The organism is Burkholderia sp. MSMB1589WGS (assembly GCF_001636105.1).
GTDB classification, from domain to species: Bacteria; Pseudomonadota; Gammaproteobacteria; order Burkholderiales; family Burkholderiaceae; genus Burkholderia; species Burkholderia humptydooensis.
On sequence record NZ_LNJT01000006.1, the window covers coordinates 1,113,637 to 1,131,210 of the forward strand.

The window sequence follows — 17,574 nt, forward strand, 5'->3', positions numbered from 1 at the left end:
TCCCAAGGAGTTGAGCACATGGCCTTTCCGACTGCCGTCAACAACCAGATCACCGATTCGGTGACTCAGGCGAACACCCAGGTGCTGGGAGTCTCTCCGTCCATCGCGATGGGCAACCTGTACCAGGCCACGGCGCAGGCGTTGGCCAATGCGGCACACAACGCGACCCTGGCGCAACAGCAGATGTACGTCACGGCGCAGGCTGCGACCACGATGGGCGTCGCGCTGCTGTACTCGCTGGACACCGGCAGTACGGCGATGGCGACCAAGAAGATCCTCGGCTGAGGGTCCGTGCATTGATCATCGCCACACTCGTCATCTCTATATTAAGGAGTATGAATCATGGCATTTCCGACTTCAGTCAACAGCCAGATCACCGATTCGGTCTCGCAAGTCAACACGAAGGTACTGGGCGACGCGCCGTCCGTCGCGATGGGCAACCTGTATGTGGCAACGAGCCAGGCGCTGTCGAACGCCGCACACAACGCGACGAACAATCAGCAGCAATCGTACGTGACGATGCAGGCATCCACCACGCAGGCCGTGTCCACGCTGCTGACGGTGGAAACGGGCACCACGGGCGCCGCCACCGCGGAGATCCTCGGCCTGAAATAACCGCGCCTGACGCCCGCGGCCGACGCACCGGGGCACGCGGGCGCCATGCGCGCCGGCTATCGGGTACTCGGCCGCACCGGTCCGCGCGATGCCACAGCTCGCCGTAGATCAAACGGCCGCCGCCGCGATGGCCATGACCTATCTCGCGATGGCCGACAGCATCGGCATCGCGATGGGCAATGCCGTCGCCAATCAGCAGCGGGGCCAGGTCATCGCCGGCGCGGCCACGACTCAGGTTCTCGCATTGATCATCGCCAAGGGAAGCCAACAGGGAAGCTAATCGTCATGAGCACCGATGACAGCACCGTCAACAGTCAAATCGTCGACGCCGTCAGCAACGTCGTCACGCTGACGACCGGCCAATCGCCGTCACAAGCGTTCGGCATGCTCGACGCCGTCTTGCTGGAAACGCTCGGCATGGCCATGCACAACGCGGTGAATCGCCAGCAAAGCGCCGGCATGATCAACTCGGCCGCGCTGACGGCCGCGTGCGCGAAGATCCTCGCCGTGCCGTTCCCGGCGCCGCCCCCGCCGCCGCCGCCCGCGCCGGCACCGCCGCCCGAAGTGCATCCGCTGCCGGGGCCCGGCGAATCGTCGTCGCCGGCCGCCGTCGTGGAAGCCGCCGTCAAGGAAAGCGAGACGGCTTTCGGCGAAGCCAAGGCCGCCCTCGACGAGCTGAAGGCCTCGGCCGACACGGCCGCGAAGGACGCGGGCGACGCCGAGTACGCGCTGGACCAGTTCGCGCAATCGGTCACGGCCGCGCTGTCGAAGCCGGGCGGCGACACGCCGAACCACGGCGCACCGAGCAGCAGGAACTGAAGGATTTCGCGCTGCCCGCTGACACATTCACCCCACCGAAGGAAATGTCATGGATCCCTCGAAGGTCAACTCTCAAGTCATCGACGTGATCAACCAGAGCCAGCTCGCGACGATGAGCCCGCAGGTGGTGTTGACGAGCGGCGCGGGCAAGGCCTATCAGTCGGTCGCCCAATCGACCGCGCTCGCGGTGCAGGACGCGACCGACGCGTTGCGCAACATCACCACGATCGCGACGACGGCGGCCGGCGTGGCGATGGCGCAGTTCCTCGCCACCGGCAAGCCGCAATACGCGACGGCGCTCACCCAGGCGCAGGAGATGATGAAGTCCGCAACCGACGACTACGCGAAGATCGGCTCGGTCGCCGCGACCGTGCTCAAGGGATTCCCGGCCGGCTGAAGCGAACCCGTATGCCTCCCGCAGTCCGATCAAGGAGCATTGCCATGACCGTATCCGTTGCCGGCAAGCTGATACCGCTGCCCAACGCGCTGTCCGACATCGGGCGGCTCGCGCTCGCGTTCGTCGACGGCGGCATAGAGTGGCTGGTCTGGGCCGCCACCGCGCCGTCGGCGCGCTACGACTTCGCGGACGAGACGGAGCTGATCGCCACGGTCCAGCAGGGGCTGCACGCGTCGCGCTACACGCTGCTGCCGCAGCTCGGACTGATGATCAGCCCGGTCAAGCTCATGACGCTGAGCCTGGCCGACCTGCACATCCTCGCGCGCGCCGAGAGCGGCGACGGCTCGTCCGTCGTGGCCGCGCAGGTGGCGAAGGTCCTCTCGGAACACCGTCTCGTCACCCGCGACGAACTGGCCGCGGGCACGAGCTTCCTCGCGCAGTTGGGCGTCAAGTCGGCGCCGCTGTTCCAGGCGCTCGGCTTCGACGACAGCCTGGCGGTCACGGACCTGATGCACCTGCCGCAGGGCGCACGACAGCAGCCGCTGCAGCAGGAGGCCGCCTCGTTCGCGTTGAAGCAGGCGCGCACCGTGCTCGAATTCTGCGACTTCTACCGCTTCTATCTCGACTACGCGGAACAACTGAACAGCAGCGCCGCCACGCCCGAGCGGCGCGAAGCCGCGGCGACGGATGCGTCGGAAGCGTTGCTGCCGATTCTTTTCGGCGCGCTGGACTGTCCGCAGGTGCAGGGCCTGGCGGGGCCGTCCGACGTCGCGCAGACCGTGCGCAACTGGCTCGCTCAAGGCCGAATGGTGGGCTTCGCGAGGCTGTCGCAAGGCGCCCAGCAGATCGTCCAGCACACCGCCTACAAGGGCGAGACGGGCGAAGCGGCCAAGCGCATCGTCGAGCTCTTCATGCACGCGGCGCAGGCGTTTCTGGCCGCCCACCAGCCCGACCGCGGCACGATGGGCCAGGATGGCGCGACCTGTCTGTTCCCCGTCGAGTCCGCTCAATTGCATGCCGAATTGCAGTTGAGCGGCAACGGCGTGATTTCGCTGAACGACTTCGGCGCGAAACCCGCCGCGCCGGCGGCGCTTGCGCCCGCCGCGACGGAAAACGCAACCGCAGAACAGGAGAACGTATCGTGAGCATTCCCAATAAACCGATTTCGAACGCATTCGAACGGCCGGAAGACTCGCAAGCGGCGGCCGGGCGGCTACGCGTGTCCGCGCCTTCCGGCGTCGCGCCGGCCATCACGCCGGCCATCACGCCGGCCAACGCGCCGGCCAACGCGCCGCCTGAATTCGCGAACCCGCACGCCGCCGTCGCCGACATGCGCAGGCAAGCGCGCGCGAAGGCTCAGCAGATGGTCGTGGACGCCAGGCTGGCGCTGCTGGAATCGCTGCACGCATTGCACACCGCCGGAAAGACGGATGCCGTTTCCACGGTTGCGGTTCCGGCTCCGATCAAGCGAGGCATGCGATGAACCCCCGACGTGACGTATCGGCGACGAATCCGCCCGAGTCCATTTCGCAGACCGCCGAGATGCAGGCGCAACAGGCGGTCGATGACGCGGTCGCGGCGACCGACAAGGCGATGCGCGCCGCGTTGAACAGCACGGCGCACGCCGGCGCAGCCGACGGCGATCACGCCGCGCGCGAAGCGATGACGCAGGCCGAGCAGGCGCTCGCGGCCGCGCTGAGCGGCGCGGCAGCCGGCGAAGCCGCCGTGGCGAACGCGTCGCGGCAAGCCGGAGAGGCCCAGGCTCGCGCGGTCGAGGCGGCGCAGCGACAGGCGGAACAGGCGATGGCCGCGGCGGCGGGGGCCGGGGCGACGGGATCTCGGGCGGGATAGCTCATGGGCAGCGCCTGCCTTGCGGGAGACCCGCTCTCGTCAGACGGCTTCGTGTCATGCCAGGTCGCGACCGCCCTACGACCGGGTCAAGCCAAGGCTTTGGGGGCGGCCGACAACGGACTCGTCATGACTCGACGAACTCGTTCAATCGCTGCAATTGAAACTTAGTCCGGGAGCATGTATGGAAACGCCCGAACAGCGGTCGGCGCGGCGCGCGATGAGCAGTTGGCTGACCGAACTGATCAACGACGTGGAAAAGCCGGACGGCATCGAGAAGCGGGCCATCCGCGCGCGAGTCCTGGAGGCGCTGCAGGAAATCGACGTTCGCATCGCCGAGTTGAACGAGTCGTTGCAAGCGAAATTTCACGTTGTCCAGGGCCGGAAACTGGTGAAGTTCTATATGAAGGGCGGCAACGCGTTCAAATGCATACACGAGCCCGAGGGAACAGCGGCCACGGAAAACGGCGGCGGAAAATCCGACTGGGATACGCAGGTCGTCATCGATCCGTGGGCGCCGGTACCGCTGCAAGCCTACGTCTACGGCCTGCTTGAAGAGCTGGTGACGGACACGATGATCCGGGCAGGGGTCGACATCGCACGGGTGGCAGGCGACTTCGCCGATCAGACGATCAAGCAATGGATCGCGCAGCGGGACGACCCAAAGTCAAAGCATCGGATCTACTCGGCTTATTCGCTCGAATACGACGACCCGCAATCGCTGCGCCAGGTGTTCGACCAGCAACGGCTGGGGCTCTGGACCAACGACAGGCGCCGGATATCCGACCCGGACGTCGATCACCCGGAACGGATACCCGGCATCTTGCTCAATGACGCGATCCGTCCATTCATCCTGCACCGGCTCGGCTACACCTGGCACGCCCAATTGCCGTCTCTGCCACCGCTGCTGCTATCCAAGCTTCCGGTGCCGCAGCCAACCCTGCTGCGGGGCCCCTTGCCCGCGCAGATAAAAACGGATGTTCGCAAGCCGCTGCTGATGGAACTGATCGACGTCACGCTGCCGCGACGGGACACGATCGAAGCGGTGGCGGTCTGGGAGGAACTGGCCCAGGGGCAGATCGACATCCAGAACACGACGATCGCGGTGAAATCGTCCGGCGCCGACAGCGCGGAAGTCGGGGCGACCGGCGACAGCACCGAAGTGAAGCTGCCGCTGCCGGACATCATGTACCACCTGCGGGAAATCGCGACGATGCTGTGCGAGATCGCGGATGGAAGTTCGCGTCACCCGGATAAGCTCGATAGACGCTTTGAACGCTTCGGGCAAATCTGGAGATCCAGCGACAGATCACAAATTGCCCACACGCTAAGCGAAATGGCCGGGGTGGCCGATATCAATGCGGCCCCTCCCGCGCACGTGGCGAGCGTCACCGATGCCATCGAACAGCATGGCGGCTCCCTGACACAAGCCATACTGGATGATGGAGACCCCGCTTACTGCCTGGCACGCAACCTGATGGACCGGATTGCCGACGGAATGGCCGCGAATCACAACGACTTCACTGCGGGAGGCCATGTCCCCCGCGAACTGCTGATCCGCTTTGACGAGGCGCGAGTGAGGTTGAGGCAACTGATCGATCGAACGGTGGCGCGCTTGCCCGACGAATTAGCCGTAGGCGTACTCGACGCCGCATTCAGCGACGACTTGGTGCTGATCCGCGTCCTCGAGCAAAACGAATACGTTGAGCCCAGGCAAATCGGCTTTTCGGGCGTATTGATGGCCGTCGTGATTCGCGTGAAAAACCAGTTGCAGTTGGACACCCTGTGCGAGCTGTTCCGAACGGAATTCGATCCGCGCTATGTCGACACGCCGATAAGCACGTCGGTACGCTTTCGGACTTACAGCGTACCGCGCGCCACTGGCATCACCCATGAGATGACGATGGTGGTATTCGAGAAAGGCAAGGCGATCGCCTATCTGACAATGACGACTGCCACTCCCGGCGAAGCCCCATTCCGACGCGATGCGGCATATCCCGACCTCGAATACGCATCGCTGCCGGAAATCGCCGCGCAGCGCAAGGTCGCCGCGGCATTGATCGAAGACTACCTGATTCGCAAAACGATCTCGCAGCAATACGAGGCGCTGAAAACGCTGCTTCCCGTGGTGTGACGGATCGCGCGAGCCCCCTGTGTTTCGTGGCCTCGCATGTTCTGCCAGCACGCCAACTATCGCTGCGAGTCGTCAATCAAGGAGCGCCAGCATGACCTTCTATGCAGGATTCGACATTGAGGACTTTCCTGGTCTGGACCAGCTCAAATGGCTGAAGGAGAAAACCAACCTCTCCTGGTGCGGCTACCATCTGACGCCCCCGCCCGGGCGTCCTGACAGCGAGTGGAAAGGCAAGCGCGAAGCGCTGACCAAACAGGGTTGGGGCTTGCTGCCCCTCTACAGGAGCCAGCAAGCCGACCCAGCGAAAATCGACGAGAAGCAAGGCAAAGACGACGGCTCAGATGCCGCCGAGCTGATGGACAACGAAAAATTTCGAAAGGGCGCCTACGTATTCATCGACTGGAGAAGCAGCAGCCTTGCCGACGAAAAGGCAAAAGCCTATCTCCTCGCATGGGCGGACAATGTCATGAAGGGCAAATATCAATATCGCCCCGGCGTCTGTTGCTCGGGCAAGCTTGCCGCCAAGATAGCGACGTGGACGGCCGATCTGGACCCGCCGCCCGAGTTGCGTATCTGGGCCACGAAGGAAACAACCGAGGAGCTACATCCGTACTCAGGGTCCATCGGTCAATTTGAGACCGACAACCCCGCCAATTGCGACTACGCGGACGCCATCGCATACCAATACGAGAAAGACAGCGTGCTGATGCTGTGGACGTTGCAGGTGGGCCTGAGTTCGTCAACGCTGAAGGACCCGTCCGCCCCCTGACATCCTCATAGCCGTTGGAATGGCCCGCCGCCGCGGGCCATCTGAAAGGAGCAACGCCATGCCCTTCTACGCAGGCTTCGACACCGACATCTTCCCCGGCCAACTGCAGCTCGACTGGCTCAAATCCAACACCAATCTCAGTTGGTGCGGCTACTATCTCGCGCCTGCGCCGAACCATCCCGACGACAGTTGGATGGGCAATCGTCAGGCGTTGATCGAGCAAGGCTGGGGGCTGCTGCCGATTTACGTCGGCCAACAGGCCGGATCGAACACGCTGACCGATGCGCAAGGCACCGCCGACGGCTCGCAAGCCGCTCACCTGGCGCGCGCCGAAGGCTTTCCGCGCGACGGCTACCTGTACATCGACTGGGAGGACGGCAGCCCCCTCGACGCCGATTCCCAGGCCTATCTCGGCGCATGGGCGGCCGAGGTCGTCAAGAACGGCTATCAGCCCGGCGTCTATTGCTCGCACGATCTGGCCGATTCGATCGCGTCGCTGATGGCCGGTCTGAATCCGCCGCCGGAACTGCGCATCTGGGCCTGGAACGTGCCGACGACGAACCCGCAGCCCTACCTGGGCCCCCTCGGCGCATTCCCCGCCGTCACGCCCGCCGGTTGCGGCTATGTGCACGCGATGGCGTGGCAACACCTGCAAAACTGCGTGCTGATGCCCGGAGCGTTGCAGGTGGATCTGAGCGCGTCGAACCTGAAGGACCCGTCCGCGCCGTCCATATCGCGATGGCAGCGGCCCGTCACGCCGCCGAGCCCCTGAACTCGCGCGGGCTCGATCCCACGATGCGCCGGAAGCTTTTTTCGAAGTGGCTCAAGTCGCCGAAGCCGACGCTCAGCGCAACCTCGGTCACACGCGGACAGTCGTGGCGCATCAGCATTTCCTTCGCCTTCTCGATGCGAATGTGCTGAAGCAACGGCTTGAACGCGACATTCAGCGTGTGACGGAACAGATAGCTCAAATGCGACGGGCTCACGTGCGCGTGCTGCGCCAACTGCTCCATCGAAATCGGATTGGCGTAATGCTCGCCGAGATAAAGCAGCGCCTTGCGCAGCGCCTTATGCAATCGCGCCAGCTCCGCGGCGTTGCGCGTCATTGCGCATCGCGCCCAGTGGGCCGGCAGCACCGAAGATTGCAACGCGGCGGCATTCGTCTCGATCGCGGGCCGTGACGTCCCGTCGTCCCGATCGTGGCCGTGCGCCGCGCCGACGCGCTCGCCGTGCGGCCGATCAATCATCCACGGCACATGAAGCGCGACGTCGTCGCGGCCAATGGGGGCATCGCCCGTCATGACCGCCAGGCGCGCGATCACGCGCTCGAGCTCATAGACGTTTTCCGGCCACGCGTAGCGCTCGCATATCTCGAGCAGTGCGTCGCTGCACTTGCGCTCGGCGACGTAGCCATGATGCTCGAGCGCCGCGGCGACGAGGGGCGCGATGTCGTTTTCGCGCTGGCGAAGCGTCGGCACCGTCGCCGACAAGAAGTCCAGCTCGGCCAGCAGCGCTTGCGAGAATCGCCCTTCCTCCACGCATCGTCGCAAATCGGACGTCGTCGACGCGATCACGCGCACCTCGCACTCGCCCGGCACCACCAGCCATTGCCCGAGCCGCGAATGCAGATACTGCCGCACCTGATTCTGAAGCCGGGGAGCGAGCTCGTCGATGCCGTTGAAGAACAACGTGCCGCCCGCCGCCTGCCTGAACCATTGCGCCGGATCGTCCGCCGGATCGGCGCAGTTGACTTCGATGAACGGCCCGTCACGTCTCGGCCCGCAGCAATGCAGCGCCGCCGCCAACGGCGCCTTCTCGGTGCCGAACTCGCCGGTGAGCAACACGGGCAACAGGCTGTACGACGCCTTTTCGACGAATATCTCAATGCGATGCAACGGCTCGGACATGCCCACGAGCAACAAGCTTCGGCTCAGCCGCTGCCGGGCCCAGCGTTGCACGCCGTAGCGCTGGAACAGGAGCGCGCAGCGATGCGCAAAAGCCGCGCCGTGCGCGGCGAAGGCGTCCGACCGCGCGGCGCCCTCCGTCGCGCTCAACGTCAGCATGCCGAGCGGCTCTCCCGCATAGGTCACCGGAAACCGCGCCGAATGCGCGACCGCGCGGATGTCGTCGTCGGCGTGGGCGCCGGCGCCCTTCCCGTCAAGCCAGACGAGATCGAACCGCTCGCCGCTGCGATGCAACCGCAGCACGCCGACGTCGCGCAATCGCAATGACGCGCCGCCCAGGTCCAGATGTCGAGCGAACGCGCGCATCAACAATTCGAGCAAATCCGGCAATCGCCGATACGGTCGATAAACGTTTCGCAATATCGCTTCCACGTCGAAGGCCTCGCTCGTGCATTCACGAATTCGATCACTCCGGCATCGGGGTTCCGATGCGGTCTTTCGACGATCTCCCGACATGGACGCGCGATCCCGCATACGTGGCGTCGAGTCCGGAAACGGGATACGCCGGGAAGGCCCGAATGAACCGGCATGCCGCGACGGCGAGCCGTCGCTGGCGTGCGCCCAGTATGCGAGGCTCGCGCGGCATCGAACGTCGCCGGCCCACCGTTGTCGACCGTTGTTCACACGGAAGCGCGGCATCGCGTGACGACGGGGCCGCGACGGCGAACGATCGCGCGACGGCGGCACGGCTTCGAGCATTCGATTGCATGCTCCGCTTAACATGGCGACTGACAATTTGCCGGCCGGGATCGACGGCGGAACCGGCGCGGAACCGTTGCCATATTCGAATCAATCGCGCCAATTGGTTATCCGGAAGGAGACGCCATGGAAACAGCACCGGGACGCATTCTCGTCGTCGAGGACGATCCCATCACCCGCACGATGCTGGCGCGCTACCTGTGCAGCGCCGGCTTCGATCTGCGCACGAGCGGCAACGTCGCGCAAGCGCGCGACGCGCTGCGCGCCGCGCCCGCCGACGTGCTGCTGCTCGACATCAATCTTCCCGACGGCGACGGCATCTCGCTTGCCCGCGAACTGCGCGAGCACAGCACGGCCGGCATCATCTTCGTCACGCAACGGGACGGCGACCTCGATCGCGTCCTCGGCCTGGAAACCGCCGGCGACGACTACATCACCAAGCCGTTCCGGCTGCGCGAGCTGCTCGCGCGCGTGCGCGCCCTGTTGCGCCGGCAACGGCTGTATCACGAGCTCGCGCCTGTCGACACGGTGCTCACGTTCGACCGCTGGCTGATCGACCTGCGGCGCCGGGAGCTGGCGCTCGTGGGCGGCGCCGTGCTGCCGCTGACCCCGCGCGAGTTCGATCTGCTGGCGGCGCTCGTGATGGTTCGCGGCACGACGCTCACGCGCGAGTACTTGCTCGAAGTGGTCAGCAAGCGCGAGCGCGCCGCGGACGCGCGCACGGTGGACACGTTGATCGCGCGGCTGCGCCGCAAGATGTCCGGCGACGCGGGCGGGCTCCGCTGCCCGATCGGCACGGTAGTCGGAGTCGGCTATCGGCTCGACGCCGCGGTGAACCGATGCAGTTGACGATTGCGCCGCGCGCCCCGCGCCTCCCGCGCGATGTCGCGTAATGCATCGAAAGCGTGTTCGAACTCGATGTCGAGCGCGACCAGGAGCGCGGACAGGTCCGACGGCGGATGACGAGCGGCCGCCTGCTTCAGGCGCTCGGCGAGCGCCCCGAGCCGCAGCAGTCCCAGCGCGGCGGCCGAGCTCGCGAGCCGGTGTGAAAGCTCGTTGACCCGGTGCAGGTTTTGCTCCGTGATCGCTTCGCCGAGCTCGCGCAGCAAGCGCCGTCCCGCGAACCGGAACTGATGCACGAGCCAGCCGACCGCGGCGACGCCGAGCGCCTCCGCATGCTCGCTCAGGCACGCGAGATCCACGGCCATGTCCGTCGAACCGATTCCGTCCGAAGGCCGGGCGGGCTCGGCAGCGCCGGCGACGAGTTCGAGCACCCGGCACAGCGCGTCTCGCCGAACCGGCTTCACGAGGATCGACATGAACGCGTCCGCCACGTCGGCATGCCGCGCACGAAGCAGATCCGCGGTCAGCACGACGATCGGCATCTCCGGCCGCCCCTGGCTGCGCGCGTTCTGCACGCGTATGCGGCGCGCCGTCTCGATGCCGTCCACGAGCGGCATGTGCAGGTCCACGAATACGGCGTCGAAGCGCCCGCGGGCGATCTCCGCGACGGCCGCGTCCGCGCTGCTCACCGGCGTCGCGTCGTGGCCCGCCTGGGTCAGAAGGCCGCCAATCACGATCAGGTTGACCGGGTCGTCGTCGACGACGAGGAGCTTCAAGCGTCGCGATGAAGGCAACGCCGATATGGCCGGCGGCCGCGCAGCAACCGCCGCGGCCACCGGCACGACGACCCGGAACCGGCTGCCGACGCCGTATTCGCTGGCCACGGCGATCGTGCCGCCCAGCGTCTCGACGATGCGCCGGCATACGGCGAGCCCGAGGCCCGCGCCGCCGAAGCGTCGCCCGATCGACTCGTCGGCTTGAACGAACTCGTCGAAAATCCGCGTCAGCATGTGTTCCGGGATACCTATCCCCGTATCCTCGACGGCGATCTCCAGTTGCCACGCGCCCGCGACGCGGCCCCGCATCGTCAACGACACGCCGACGCGGCCCCGTTCGGTGAACTTCACCGCATTGCTCAACAGATTCATCAGCACCTGACGCAGCCGTCCGGCGTCTGCGTGCAGCGCCGGCGGCACGCGATGGTCGACGAAGACATCGATGGCCGTCTGGCGGGCCGACGCATGCGTGCGCATCAATTCGACAACGCCTTCAATCAGGTGCCGAGGATCGAAGTCGATCGGAGCCGGCGCGTCGAGCGCCGCGCCGCCGCGCACGTAATCGGCCACGCCGTCGAGCAGGCCGACCAGATGCTCGGCGCAATCCCGCGCAATCGAGACCTGGCGACGCTGTATCGCATCCAGCCGAGAACCTTCGAGCAATTGCAGCACGCCGAGCACGCCGTTCATCGGTATGCGGACTTCGTGGCTGACCATCGCCAGCAGGCTCGTCTTGGCCCGGTCCGCGGCTTCGGCGGCCTCCTTCGCACGCCGCAGCTCCTCGCACAGGCGCGCGTCGCGGCGCATACGGGCGAATTCCTGACGGCGCATGCGCTCGGTGCGCCAGACCTGCTGCAAACCCACGGCAAGCGCGAAACCCATCGTGATCGACAGCGGGCAAAGCAGCGGCGATGCGGCCGCGCACCGCCATCGCAGTATCACGGAGAGTCCTGCCACAACGCATGCGGCGTTGATTGCGCTCGGCAGAAAGCGCAGCAGCAGGCATGCCGCCCCCAGGACGACGGCAAAGCGCAAGCCGTGTGGAATTACGCCCCGCAGCATGTCGGCAGTCATAGTTGTTCTGGTTGAGCATTTCCCGGCGGATAAGCGGGTCGGGCCGGCCAGTCTGAATTTTAGGAACAGAAAAAATCGACAGCAGTATTCGTTTTCGAGATCGAAGATTAGCGGAACGGGCGGCGGCGAGCCGGCAACGACGATACAAGCCGGCGCGCGGTTGCGCCGCGGAATGCGAGGCGGAAACGCGATATGGGAAAGGCCGGAGCAGCGGATCGAAGGTCGGGGATGACGTCGACTGTCAGGATCGGAAAGCCGGCGGACAATGACGCCATCGCAGCGAACCGGCATTCGGGAAAACGAGGGGCCGCGAGATGAACCGGCCGTCCAGCATGCCGCGCGACGCGGAGCCGACGCCGGAGACCAAAATCGAAACCGGGACCGGGCGCGTTTCGGCGCCATACGATGCGAATCGGTTCATCGCCGGGTGGCGAGACGATGTCGCAATGTGCGCGCCGCAGCGCGGTGAGCGGGCATGGCGAAGCGCGGAGCGATTGCGCAGTCAGACGGCCCCCTCGCCGCGACAGACGCGGCGATTCGATAGGACGAGCCGCATTCGCGGGGGCACTACCATCGAAGAGCGGCCGATCGCCGGGCTCGGCTGCCCAACCCCACCATGTCGGCGCCGCCGGCCTCAGTCCGCTATGCCGATCGCCTGCGCGACCGCGCGCACGCGCGCGCGGTGCACCGCATCCTTGATCTTCGCGGGCTCGCCCGCGAGCCCCTGCGCGATCGCGCCCGCGTCGACCGAGCGCGCGGCGACGAGCGCCTGCCGCAACCGCTCGGCCTGCGGATAGGGCGTCGCATCGAGGCCGAGCCGGCCGCGCGCGTCGGCCTCGCTCGCCTGCAGCGCCTCGGCGAAGCGCGCCGGCTTGCGCAGCGCATCGGCGCGCTCGAACAGGCGCACCAGCGCGGCCGCGCCCATCTCCATCACGCGATGCAGGTTGCCGTGCTCGCGCGCGACGACGAGCGCCAGATCGCGGCACTCGTTCGGCACCCGCAGCCGCTCGCACAGCGGCTTCAACAGATCGACGCTGCGGCCCTCGTGGCCGATGTGGCGCGGCAGCACGTCGGCGGGCGTCGTCGCCTTGCCGAGATCGTGCGTGAGCGCCGCGAAGCGCACCGGCAGCGAATAGCCCTGCTTCGCCGCGTGATCGATCACCATCATCACGTGCACGCCCGTGTCGACCTCCGGGTGATAGTCGGCGCGCTGCGGCACGCCGAAGAGCGCGTCGATCTCGGGCAGGATCCGCGCCAGCGCGCCGCATTCGCGCAGCACCGCGAACATCCGCGACGGTTTCGCTTCCATCAGCCCGCGCGCGAGCTCCTGCCACACGCGCTCGGGCACGAGCGCGTCAGCCTCGCCCGCATCGACCATCTTGCGCATCAGCGCGGCCGTGTCCGGTGCAACCGAGAACTCGGCGAAGCGCGCCGCGAAGCGCGCGACGCGCAGGATGCGCACCGGATCCTCGACGAACGCGCCGCCGACGTGCCGGAACAGCTTCGCACGCAGATCCGCCTGCCCGCCGAACGGATCGACGACCGGCCCGACGAGCGCGCCGTCCGGGCTCACTTCGCGCGCCATCGCGTTGATCGTCAGGTCGCGCCGCACGAGATCCTGCTCGAGCGTGACGTCGGGCGCGTAATGGAACTGGAAGCCGTGATAGCCGGCCGCCGTCTTGCGCTCGGTGCGCGCGAGCGCGTATTCCTCATGCGTGTCCGGATGCAGGAACACCGGAAAATCCTTGCCGACCGGCTTGAAGCCTTGCGCGGCCATCTGCTCGGGCGTCGCGCCGACGACGACGTAGTCGCGATCACGCACCGGCAAGCCGAGCAGTTCGTCGCGGATCGCGCCGCCCACCGCGTAGATCCTCATCGCGACGGCCCGTAGAGGTCGATCACGCGGGTCTCGCCGCGCGCGCCCTCGATCCATTCGCGCACGGCCGGCAGCTCGGCGACGCGCGCCGCATACGCGCTCGCCTCGGGCGACAGCGGCGGCGCGTAGGTCTTCAGGCGCAGCACGACGGGCGCGTACATCGCATCGGCGATCGAGAACGCGCCGAACAGGAACGGGCCGCCCGACGCGGCGAGGCACGTGCGCCACAGCTCGTCGATGCGCGCGACGTCGGCGAGCGCGGCGGGCGTCGCGCCGCGCCCGGGGTGGGACTCGCGCACGTTGAGCGGCATCTCGGCGCGCAGCGCGGTAAAGCCCGCGTGCATCTCGGCGGACACGCTGCGCGCGTGCGCGCGCGCGGCCGGATCGCTCGGCCACAGCGCATGCTGCGGGAAGCGCTCGGCGAGCGTCTCGACGATCGCGAGCGAATCCCAGACCGCGCCGCCGTCGTCGTCGACGAGGCACGGCACCTTGCCCGACGGCGAGTGCGCGCGGATGCGCTCGGTCGTGTCGTCGAGCCGCAGCCCGATCATCACTTCGTCGAACGGGATTCCGAAGTGCTTCATCAGCACCCACGGGCGCATCGACCACGACGAATAGTTCTTGTCACCGATCACGAGTTTCATGGGATTCATCCTGTAGTTGTCGATCGTCCGGTCCGCCCGCGGCGGCCGCGGTCGTTCCGTCCGCTTACCGGCGCGTGCGCCGGCCGGGAAAGCGCGAGCGCGGCGCCGCGTCGCCGATGTAGGTCGGCGCGATGCTTTCGAGGCTCGCGGGCGTGATGCCGAGCTCGGGCGCGATCGGCCCCGTCATCACGCTCGGCACCGACAGCGAAGCGAGATTGTCGCGCGTGATGAGCGGCTCGCCCGGCAGCATCTCGAACACGCACGCCTGCAGCCGCGCGAGCGCGTCGGGCAGCCGGACGATCCGCGCGGGGCGGCCGGCGAGCCTGCCCGCATAGCGGACGATCTCCTCGAGCCGGTACGTGCGCGGCCCGCCGAGCTCGTAGGTCCGGCCGCGCGTCGCGTCGCGCGCGCAGGCGTTCGCGATCGCCTGCGCCACGTCGCCGACGTAGATCGGCTGCATCAGCGCGTCGGGCATCGCGAGCGGCAGCACCGGAAAGATTCGCTGCAGCCGCGCGAACGTATTGACGAACGCGTCGCCCGGACCGAACACGATCGACGGCCGGAACACCGTGACGTCGAGCACGCCCGCCGCGGCCTGCGCGCGCAGCGCTGCCTCGCCGTCGCCCTTCGAGCGCAGGTACATGCTCGGCGCGCGCGGATCGGCGCCGAGCGCGCTCACGTGAAGCATGCGCGGCACGCGCGCTTCGATGCACGCGGCGGCGAGCGCCGCGGGCAGCGCGACGTGCAGCCGCTCGAAGCGTTCGCCGTAAGGCTTGCCGTGCCCGCCGTGCAGCACGCCGACGAGGTTGACGGCCGCGTTCGCGCCCGCGACGAAGCGGGCGAGCTCGCGCACGTCGAACGCGGACAGCTCGACGATGTCGACGGGCAGCATCGCGAGATGCCGCGCATGTTCGCGGCGGCGCGAGCCGATCCGGACGCGCGCGCCCGCCTCGACGAGCGCGTTGACGAGGCGGCTGCCGATGAAGCCCGTGCCGCCGAGCACGGCGATGGTCTGGCCTTGCATGATCGTGCCTCACCCAAGCGCGCCGCCGCGCGATGCGCGGTGGCGAATCTCACACGAAGCGTCGGCCGGCGGCGCCCGGAAAACGCCTGTGCGATGTTCCGGGCCGTTGCGCGACGCGCGTTACGGCGCGATGAAGCCGAGGCGAGCCTTCAGCGATTGCGGCTTCTTCTCGAAGAGCGCCGCGTAGTACGTCTCGTTCGACAGCACGTTCTTCACGTATTCGCGCGTCTCGTTGAACGGGATCGTCTCCGCGAAGATCGCGCCCTCGACGGGGCGCGCGAGCCCCTGTCGCCACTGGGCCGGCCGGCCGGGCCCGGCGTTGTAGCCGGCCGTCGCGAGCACGGCCGAGTTGTCGAACTTCTGGTAGATGTCGGACAGGTACCAGGTGCCGAGCTGCACGTTCGTGTCGATGTCGTGCATCTGCGCGCGCGTGACCGTGCCGAGGCCGAGCTTCCTCGCGACGAGCTGCGCCGTCGCCGGCATCAGTTGCATCAGGCCGCCCGCGCCCACCGACGAGCGCGCGTTCGTGATGAAGCGCGATTCCTGGCGGATCAGCCCGTACGCCCATTCGATGTCGAGCCCGTTGGTCCGCGCGTAGCGCTCGACGATGTCGCGATACGGCGACGGATAGCGCAGCGAGAAATCGTGCTCGGCCGTCGTGCGATCGGCGGTGTTGACGGTGCGGTCGAGCAGGTCGACACGCTTGCCGTACTCGGCCGCGGCGAGCAGTTGCCGATCGGTCATCCCGCGCAGCGGCCAGTTCCATTCGCGGTTGCCTTCGAGCCGCAGATCGAGCGCGTAGAAGCGCTGCGCGAGCGCGAAGCCCGGCACCTTGCTGATCGCGTCGATCTCGGCGTCCGTCACCTTCGCGCGCGGCGGGATCGTCGTCTTCTGGCCGAGCTCCTCGCCCGCGAGCTGCCCGTAGAAGTTGAACTGCCCGGCGATCCGCTCGAATTCCTGGTTCGCCTTCAGCGTGTCGCCACCCTCCTTCAGCGCGCGGCCGCGCCAGTAGATCCACGCGGTGTCGTCGCGCAGCCGCTCGGGCATCTGCTCGATCGAGCGGCGCACCATCGGCCAGTCGCCGGCGAGGAGCGCCGCGCGCACGCGCCATTCGTACGCCGGATCCGACAGCGGCGCGCCCATCGACTTCCGATACCACGACGCGGCCTGCGGCAGCCGCTTGACCGTCGCCTGATAGCCGATCTCGCCCCAGCCGATCGCCTGCTCGTCCGCCGTCAGCGTCGACGCGAGCGACGCGAGCTGCCCCGCCGCCGCTTCCGGGTCGTTGCGCGCCATCCGCGTGATCGCGACGAGCGCGAGCTGCCGCGACACCGCATCGGAGCCGATGCCGCGCGCGAGGAAGAGCGGCGGCGCGCTCGTCACCTGATCGAAGCCGACCGGGCGCGGGCCGAGCGCGTCGGCGATCTTGCCGCCGAGCGTCGTGTAGTTCTGCTCGTACGCGAGGCGCACCTGCGCCCACACGTCGTCGCTCGAGAACTGCTTGTTCGCCGCGAGCGCGGTGATGAGGTCGACGCACGCATCGCCGTAGTACTTCGGCTCGACGAGCAGCTCGCGCGCCATGTCCGCGACGTTCTCGCCGTGCGCCGCGCGCGATTCGAGCGCATAGCACTTGACCTGCGTGTCGTCGTCGAGCACGAAGCGCTTGTACTGCTCGTCGAAGGTGCGCCAGTCGTGGCGCGCGCCGAGCACGAGCAGGTAATCGTTGCGCATCCGGTCGGCGATCGCCTGGCCGTCGTAGCGCGACAGGAACGACAGCACCGGCGCGTCGGGCGCGTCGAGGCGCGCGTGGCCCGCCGAGTCGAACAGTTGCGGCTTGATCTGGAAGTAATCGAGATACGACGGCGCCGGATAATTCGGGATCAGCGCGGCGAGCTGCGCGGCGCGCACCGGATCGTTCCTGCGCGCGGCCTCGCGCAACTGGACGAACACCCGATCGTCGTTCGACGCCACTTCGTCGGCGGTCTGCGCGGCGCAGGCGGCCGTCCCCGCGGCCAGCACGGCCGCGACGAGGGGCGCCGCGAACGCGCGATATACTCGAAAAAGTCTGGTTGACATCGTTGTATACGGAGCA

General features: G+C 67.4%; 18 protein-coding genes. 12 read left to right on the forward strand and 6 right to left on the reverse strand.

Going from position 1 to position 17,574, the window contains the following annotated elements; all coding sequences use genetic code 11:
* Positions 1-18: 18 nt before the first annotated feature.
* The 11 genes from WT16_RS07385 (at position 19) to WT16_RS07435 (ending at position 7,354) form a co-directional block, all read left to right on the forward strand.
* Positions 19-285 (forward strand): RebB family R body protein, encoded by a 267-nt coding sequence (locus WT16_RS07385; RefSeq protein WP_006024228.1) that lies wholly within the window; start codon positions 19-21, stop codon positions 283-285.
* Positions 286-342: 57 nt separating this feature from the next.
* A complete protein-coding gene (locus WT16_RS07390) occupies positions 343-615 on the forward strand; it encodes a RebB family R body protein (protein ID WP_006024227.1) in 273 nt (90 codons plus the stop codon).
* Positions 616-703: 88 nt separating this feature from the next.
* The gene (locus tag WT16_RS07395; RefSeq protein WP_009911057.1) at positions 704-895 is read left to right on the forward strand and encodes a RebB family R body protein; all 192 of its coding nucleotides are present in this window, start codon (positions 704-706) and stop codon (positions 893-895) included.
* A 5-nt stretch (positions 896-900) separates the two neighbouring features.
* Positions 901-1,434 (forward strand): RebB family R body protein, encoded by a 534-nt coding sequence (locus tag WT16_RS35360; protein WP_006024225.1) that lies wholly within the window; start codon positions 901-903, stop codon positions 1,432-1,434.
* 49 nt (positions 1,435-1,483) lie between these two features.
* Positions 1,484-1,831 carry a hypothetical protein gene (locus WT16_RS07405; protein WP_006024224.1) on the forward strand — a complete coding sequence of 116 codons (348 nt, stop codon included), beginning with the start codon at positions 1,484-1,486 and terminating at the stop codon, positions 1,829-1,831.
* Positions 1,832-1,875: 44 nt separating this feature from the next.
* The gene (locus WT16_RS07410; protein WP_059930571.1) at positions 1,876-2,976 is read left to right on the forward strand and encodes a hypothetical protein; all 1,101 of its coding nucleotides are present in this window, start codon (positions 1,876-1,878) and stop codon (positions 2,974-2,976) included.
* Positions 2,973-3,314 (forward strand): hypothetical protein, encoded by a 342-nt coding sequence (locus tag WT16_RS07415; RefSeq protein ID WP_063532990.1) that lies wholly within the window; start codon positions 2,973-2,975, stop codon positions 3,312-3,314. The genes WT16_RS07410 and WT16_RS07415 overlap by 4 nt, the downstream gene beginning before the upstream one ends.
* Complete coding sequence (locus WT16_RS07420; protein ID WP_015600243.1) at positions 3,311-3,682, forward strand: hypothetical protein; 372 nt, start codon at positions 3,311-3,313, stop codon at positions 3,680-3,682. Before WT16_RS07415 ends, WT16_RS07420 begins: the two co-directional genes overlap by 4 nt.
* A gap of 181 nt (positions 3,683-3,863) precedes the next feature.
* Positions 3,864-5,813 carry a hypothetical protein gene (locus tag WT16_RS07425; RefSeq protein WP_231892032.1) on the forward strand — a complete coding sequence of 650 codons (1,950 nt, stop codon included), beginning with the start codon at positions 3,864-3,866 and terminating at the stop codon, positions 5,811-5,813.
* Between the two features lie 91 nt (positions 5,814-5,904).
* Positions 5,905-6,582, forward strand: a complete 678-nt coding sequence (locus WT16_RS07430) for a glycoside hydrolase domain-containing protein (protein WP_063532991.1) — start codon at positions 5,905-5,907, stop codon at positions 6,580-6,582.
* Positions 6,583-6,640: 58 nt separating this feature from the next.
* Entirely contained in the window at positions 6,641-7,354 is a 714-nt protein-coding gene (locus tag WT16_RS07435) for a glycoside hydrolase domain-containing protein (protein WP_063532992.1), read from the forward strand.
* Here the strand turns inward: WT16_RS07435 and WT16_RS07440 are convergent.
* Complete coding sequence (locus tag WT16_RS07440; RefSeq protein ID WP_231755903.1) at positions 7,335-9,245, reverse strand: helix-turn-helix domain-containing protein; 1,911 nt, start codon at positions 9,243-9,245, stop codon at positions 7,335-7,337. The two genes, WT16_RS07435 and WT16_RS07440, sit on opposite strands and share 20 nt — an antisense overlap.
* Before the next feature lie 126 nt (positions 9,246-9,371).
* Here WT16_RS07440 and WT16_RS07445 point away from each other — a divergent pair, with 126 nt between their 5' ends.
* Positions 9,372-10,094 (forward strand): response regulator transcription factor, encoded by a 723-nt coding sequence (locus WT16_RS07445; RefSeq protein WP_063532993.1) that lies wholly within the window; start codon positions 9,372-9,374, stop codon positions 10,092-10,094.
* Here WT16_RS07445 and WT16_RS07450 read toward each other — a convergent pair.
* From WT16_RS07450 to WT16_RS07470, 5 genes are all read right to left on the reverse strand, one after another.
* Complete coding sequence (locus tag WT16_RS07450) at positions 10,058-11,938, reverse strand: ATP-binding protein (protein WP_063532994.1); 1,881 nt, start codon at positions 11,936-11,938, stop codon at positions 10,058-10,060. The genes WT16_RS07445 and WT16_RS07450 overlap by 37 nt on opposite strands.
* 634 nt (positions 11,939-12,572) lie before the next feature.
* On the reverse strand, positions 12,573-13,814 hold the full coding sequence (locus WT16_RS07455) for a multifunctional CCA addition/repair protein (protein WP_006024213.1): 1,242 nt from the start codon (positions 13,812-13,814) through the stop codon (positions 12,573-12,575).
* Positions 13,811-14,458, reverse strand: coding sequence for a glutathione S-transferase family protein (locus WT16_RS07460; protein WP_059930579.1), 648 nt, complete (start codon positions 14,456-14,458; stop codon positions 13,811-13,813). The genes WT16_RS07455 and WT16_RS07460 overlap by 4 nt, the downstream gene beginning before the upstream one ends.
* A 64-nt stretch (positions 14,459-14,522) precedes the next feature.
* Positions 14,523-15,482, reverse strand: coding sequence for a complex I NDUFA9 subunit family protein (locus tag WT16_RS07465; RefSeq protein ID WP_015601159.1), 960 nt, complete (start codon positions 15,480-15,482; stop codon positions 14,523-14,525).
* Positions 15,483-15,602: 120 nt separating this feature from the next.
* A complete protein-coding gene (locus WT16_RS07470) occupies positions 15,603-17,558 on the reverse strand; it encodes a lytic transglycosylase domain-containing protein (RefSeq protein WP_015602139.1) in 1,956 nt (651 codons plus the stop codon).
* Positions 17,559-17,574: the final 16 nt, after the last annotated feature.

What these genes read in the sequence shown, in the direction of transcription:
- WT16_RS07395 (WP_009911057.1), top strand. Translation starts at nt 704, where the DNA reads ATGCCACAGCTCGCCGTAGATCAAACGGCCGCCGCCGCGATGGCCATG.
- WT16_RS07440 (WP_231755903.1), bottom strand. Translation starts at nt 9,245, where the DNA reads ATGCTCGAAGCCGTGCCGCCGTCGCGCGATCGTTCGCCGTCGCGGCCC.
- WT16_RS07435 (WP_063532992.1), top strand. Translation starts at nt 6,641, where the DNA reads ATGCCCTTCTACGCAGGCTTCGACACCGACATCTTCCCCGGCCAACTG.
- WT16_RS07410 (WP_059930571.1), top strand. Translation starts at nt 1,876, where the DNA reads ATGACCGTATCCGTTGCCGGCAAGCTGATACCGCTGCCCAACGCGCTG.
- WT16_RS07405 (WP_006024224.1), top strand. Translation starts at nt 1,484, where the DNA reads ATGGATCCCTCGAAGGTCAACTCTCAAGTCATCGACGTGATCAACCAG.
- WT16_RS07425 (WP_231892032.1), top strand. Translation starts at nt 3,864, where the DNA reads ATGGAAACGCCCGAACAGCGGTCGGCGCGGCGCGCGATGAGCAGTTGG.
- WT16_RS07450 (WP_063532994.1), bottom strand. Translation starts at nt 11,938, where the DNA reads ATGACTGCCGACATGCTGCGGGGCGTAATTCCACACGGCTTGCGCTTT.
- WT16_RS07470 (WP_015602139.1), bottom strand. Translation starts at nt 17,558, where the DNA reads ATGTCAACCAGACTTTTTCGAGTATATCGCGCGTTCGCGGCGCCCCTC.
- WT16_RS07445 (WP_063532993.1), top strand. Translation starts at nt 9,372, where the DNA reads ATGGAAACAGCACCGGGACGCATTCTCGTCGTCGAGGACGATCCCATC.
- WT16_RS07465 (WP_015601159.1), bottom strand. Translation starts at nt 15,482, where the DNA reads ATGCAAGGCCAGACCATCGCCGTGCTCGGCGGCACGGGCTTCATCGGC.
- WT16_RS35360 (WP_006024225.1), top strand. Translation starts at nt 901, where the DNA reads ATGAGCACCGATGACAGCACCGTCAACAGTCAAATCGTCGACGCCGTC.
- WT16_RS07385 (WP_006024228.1), top strand. Translation starts at nt 19, where the DNA reads ATGGCCTTTCCGACTGCCGTCAACAACCAGATCACCGATTCGGTGACT.
- WT16_RS07390 (WP_006024227.1), top strand. Translation starts at nt 343, where the DNA reads ATGGCATTTCCGACTTCAGTCAACAGCCAGATCACCGATTCGGTCTCG.
- WT16_RS07430 (WP_063532991.1), top strand. Translation starts at nt 5,905, where the DNA reads ATGACCTTCTATGCAGGATTCGACATTGAGGACTTTCCTGGTCTGGAC.
- WT16_RS07455 (WP_006024213.1), bottom strand. Translation starts at nt 13,814, where the DNA reads ATGAGGATCTACGCGGTGGGCGGCGCGATCCGCGACGAACTGCTCGGC.
- WT16_RS07460 (WP_059930579.1), bottom strand. Translation starts at nt 14,458, where the DNA reads ATGAAACTCGTGATCGGTGACAAGAACTATTCGTCGTGGTCGATGCGC.
- WT16_RS07420 (WP_015600243.1), top strand. Translation starts at nt 3,311, where the DNA reads ATGAACCCCCGACGTGACGTATCGGCGACGAATCCGCCCGAGTCCATT.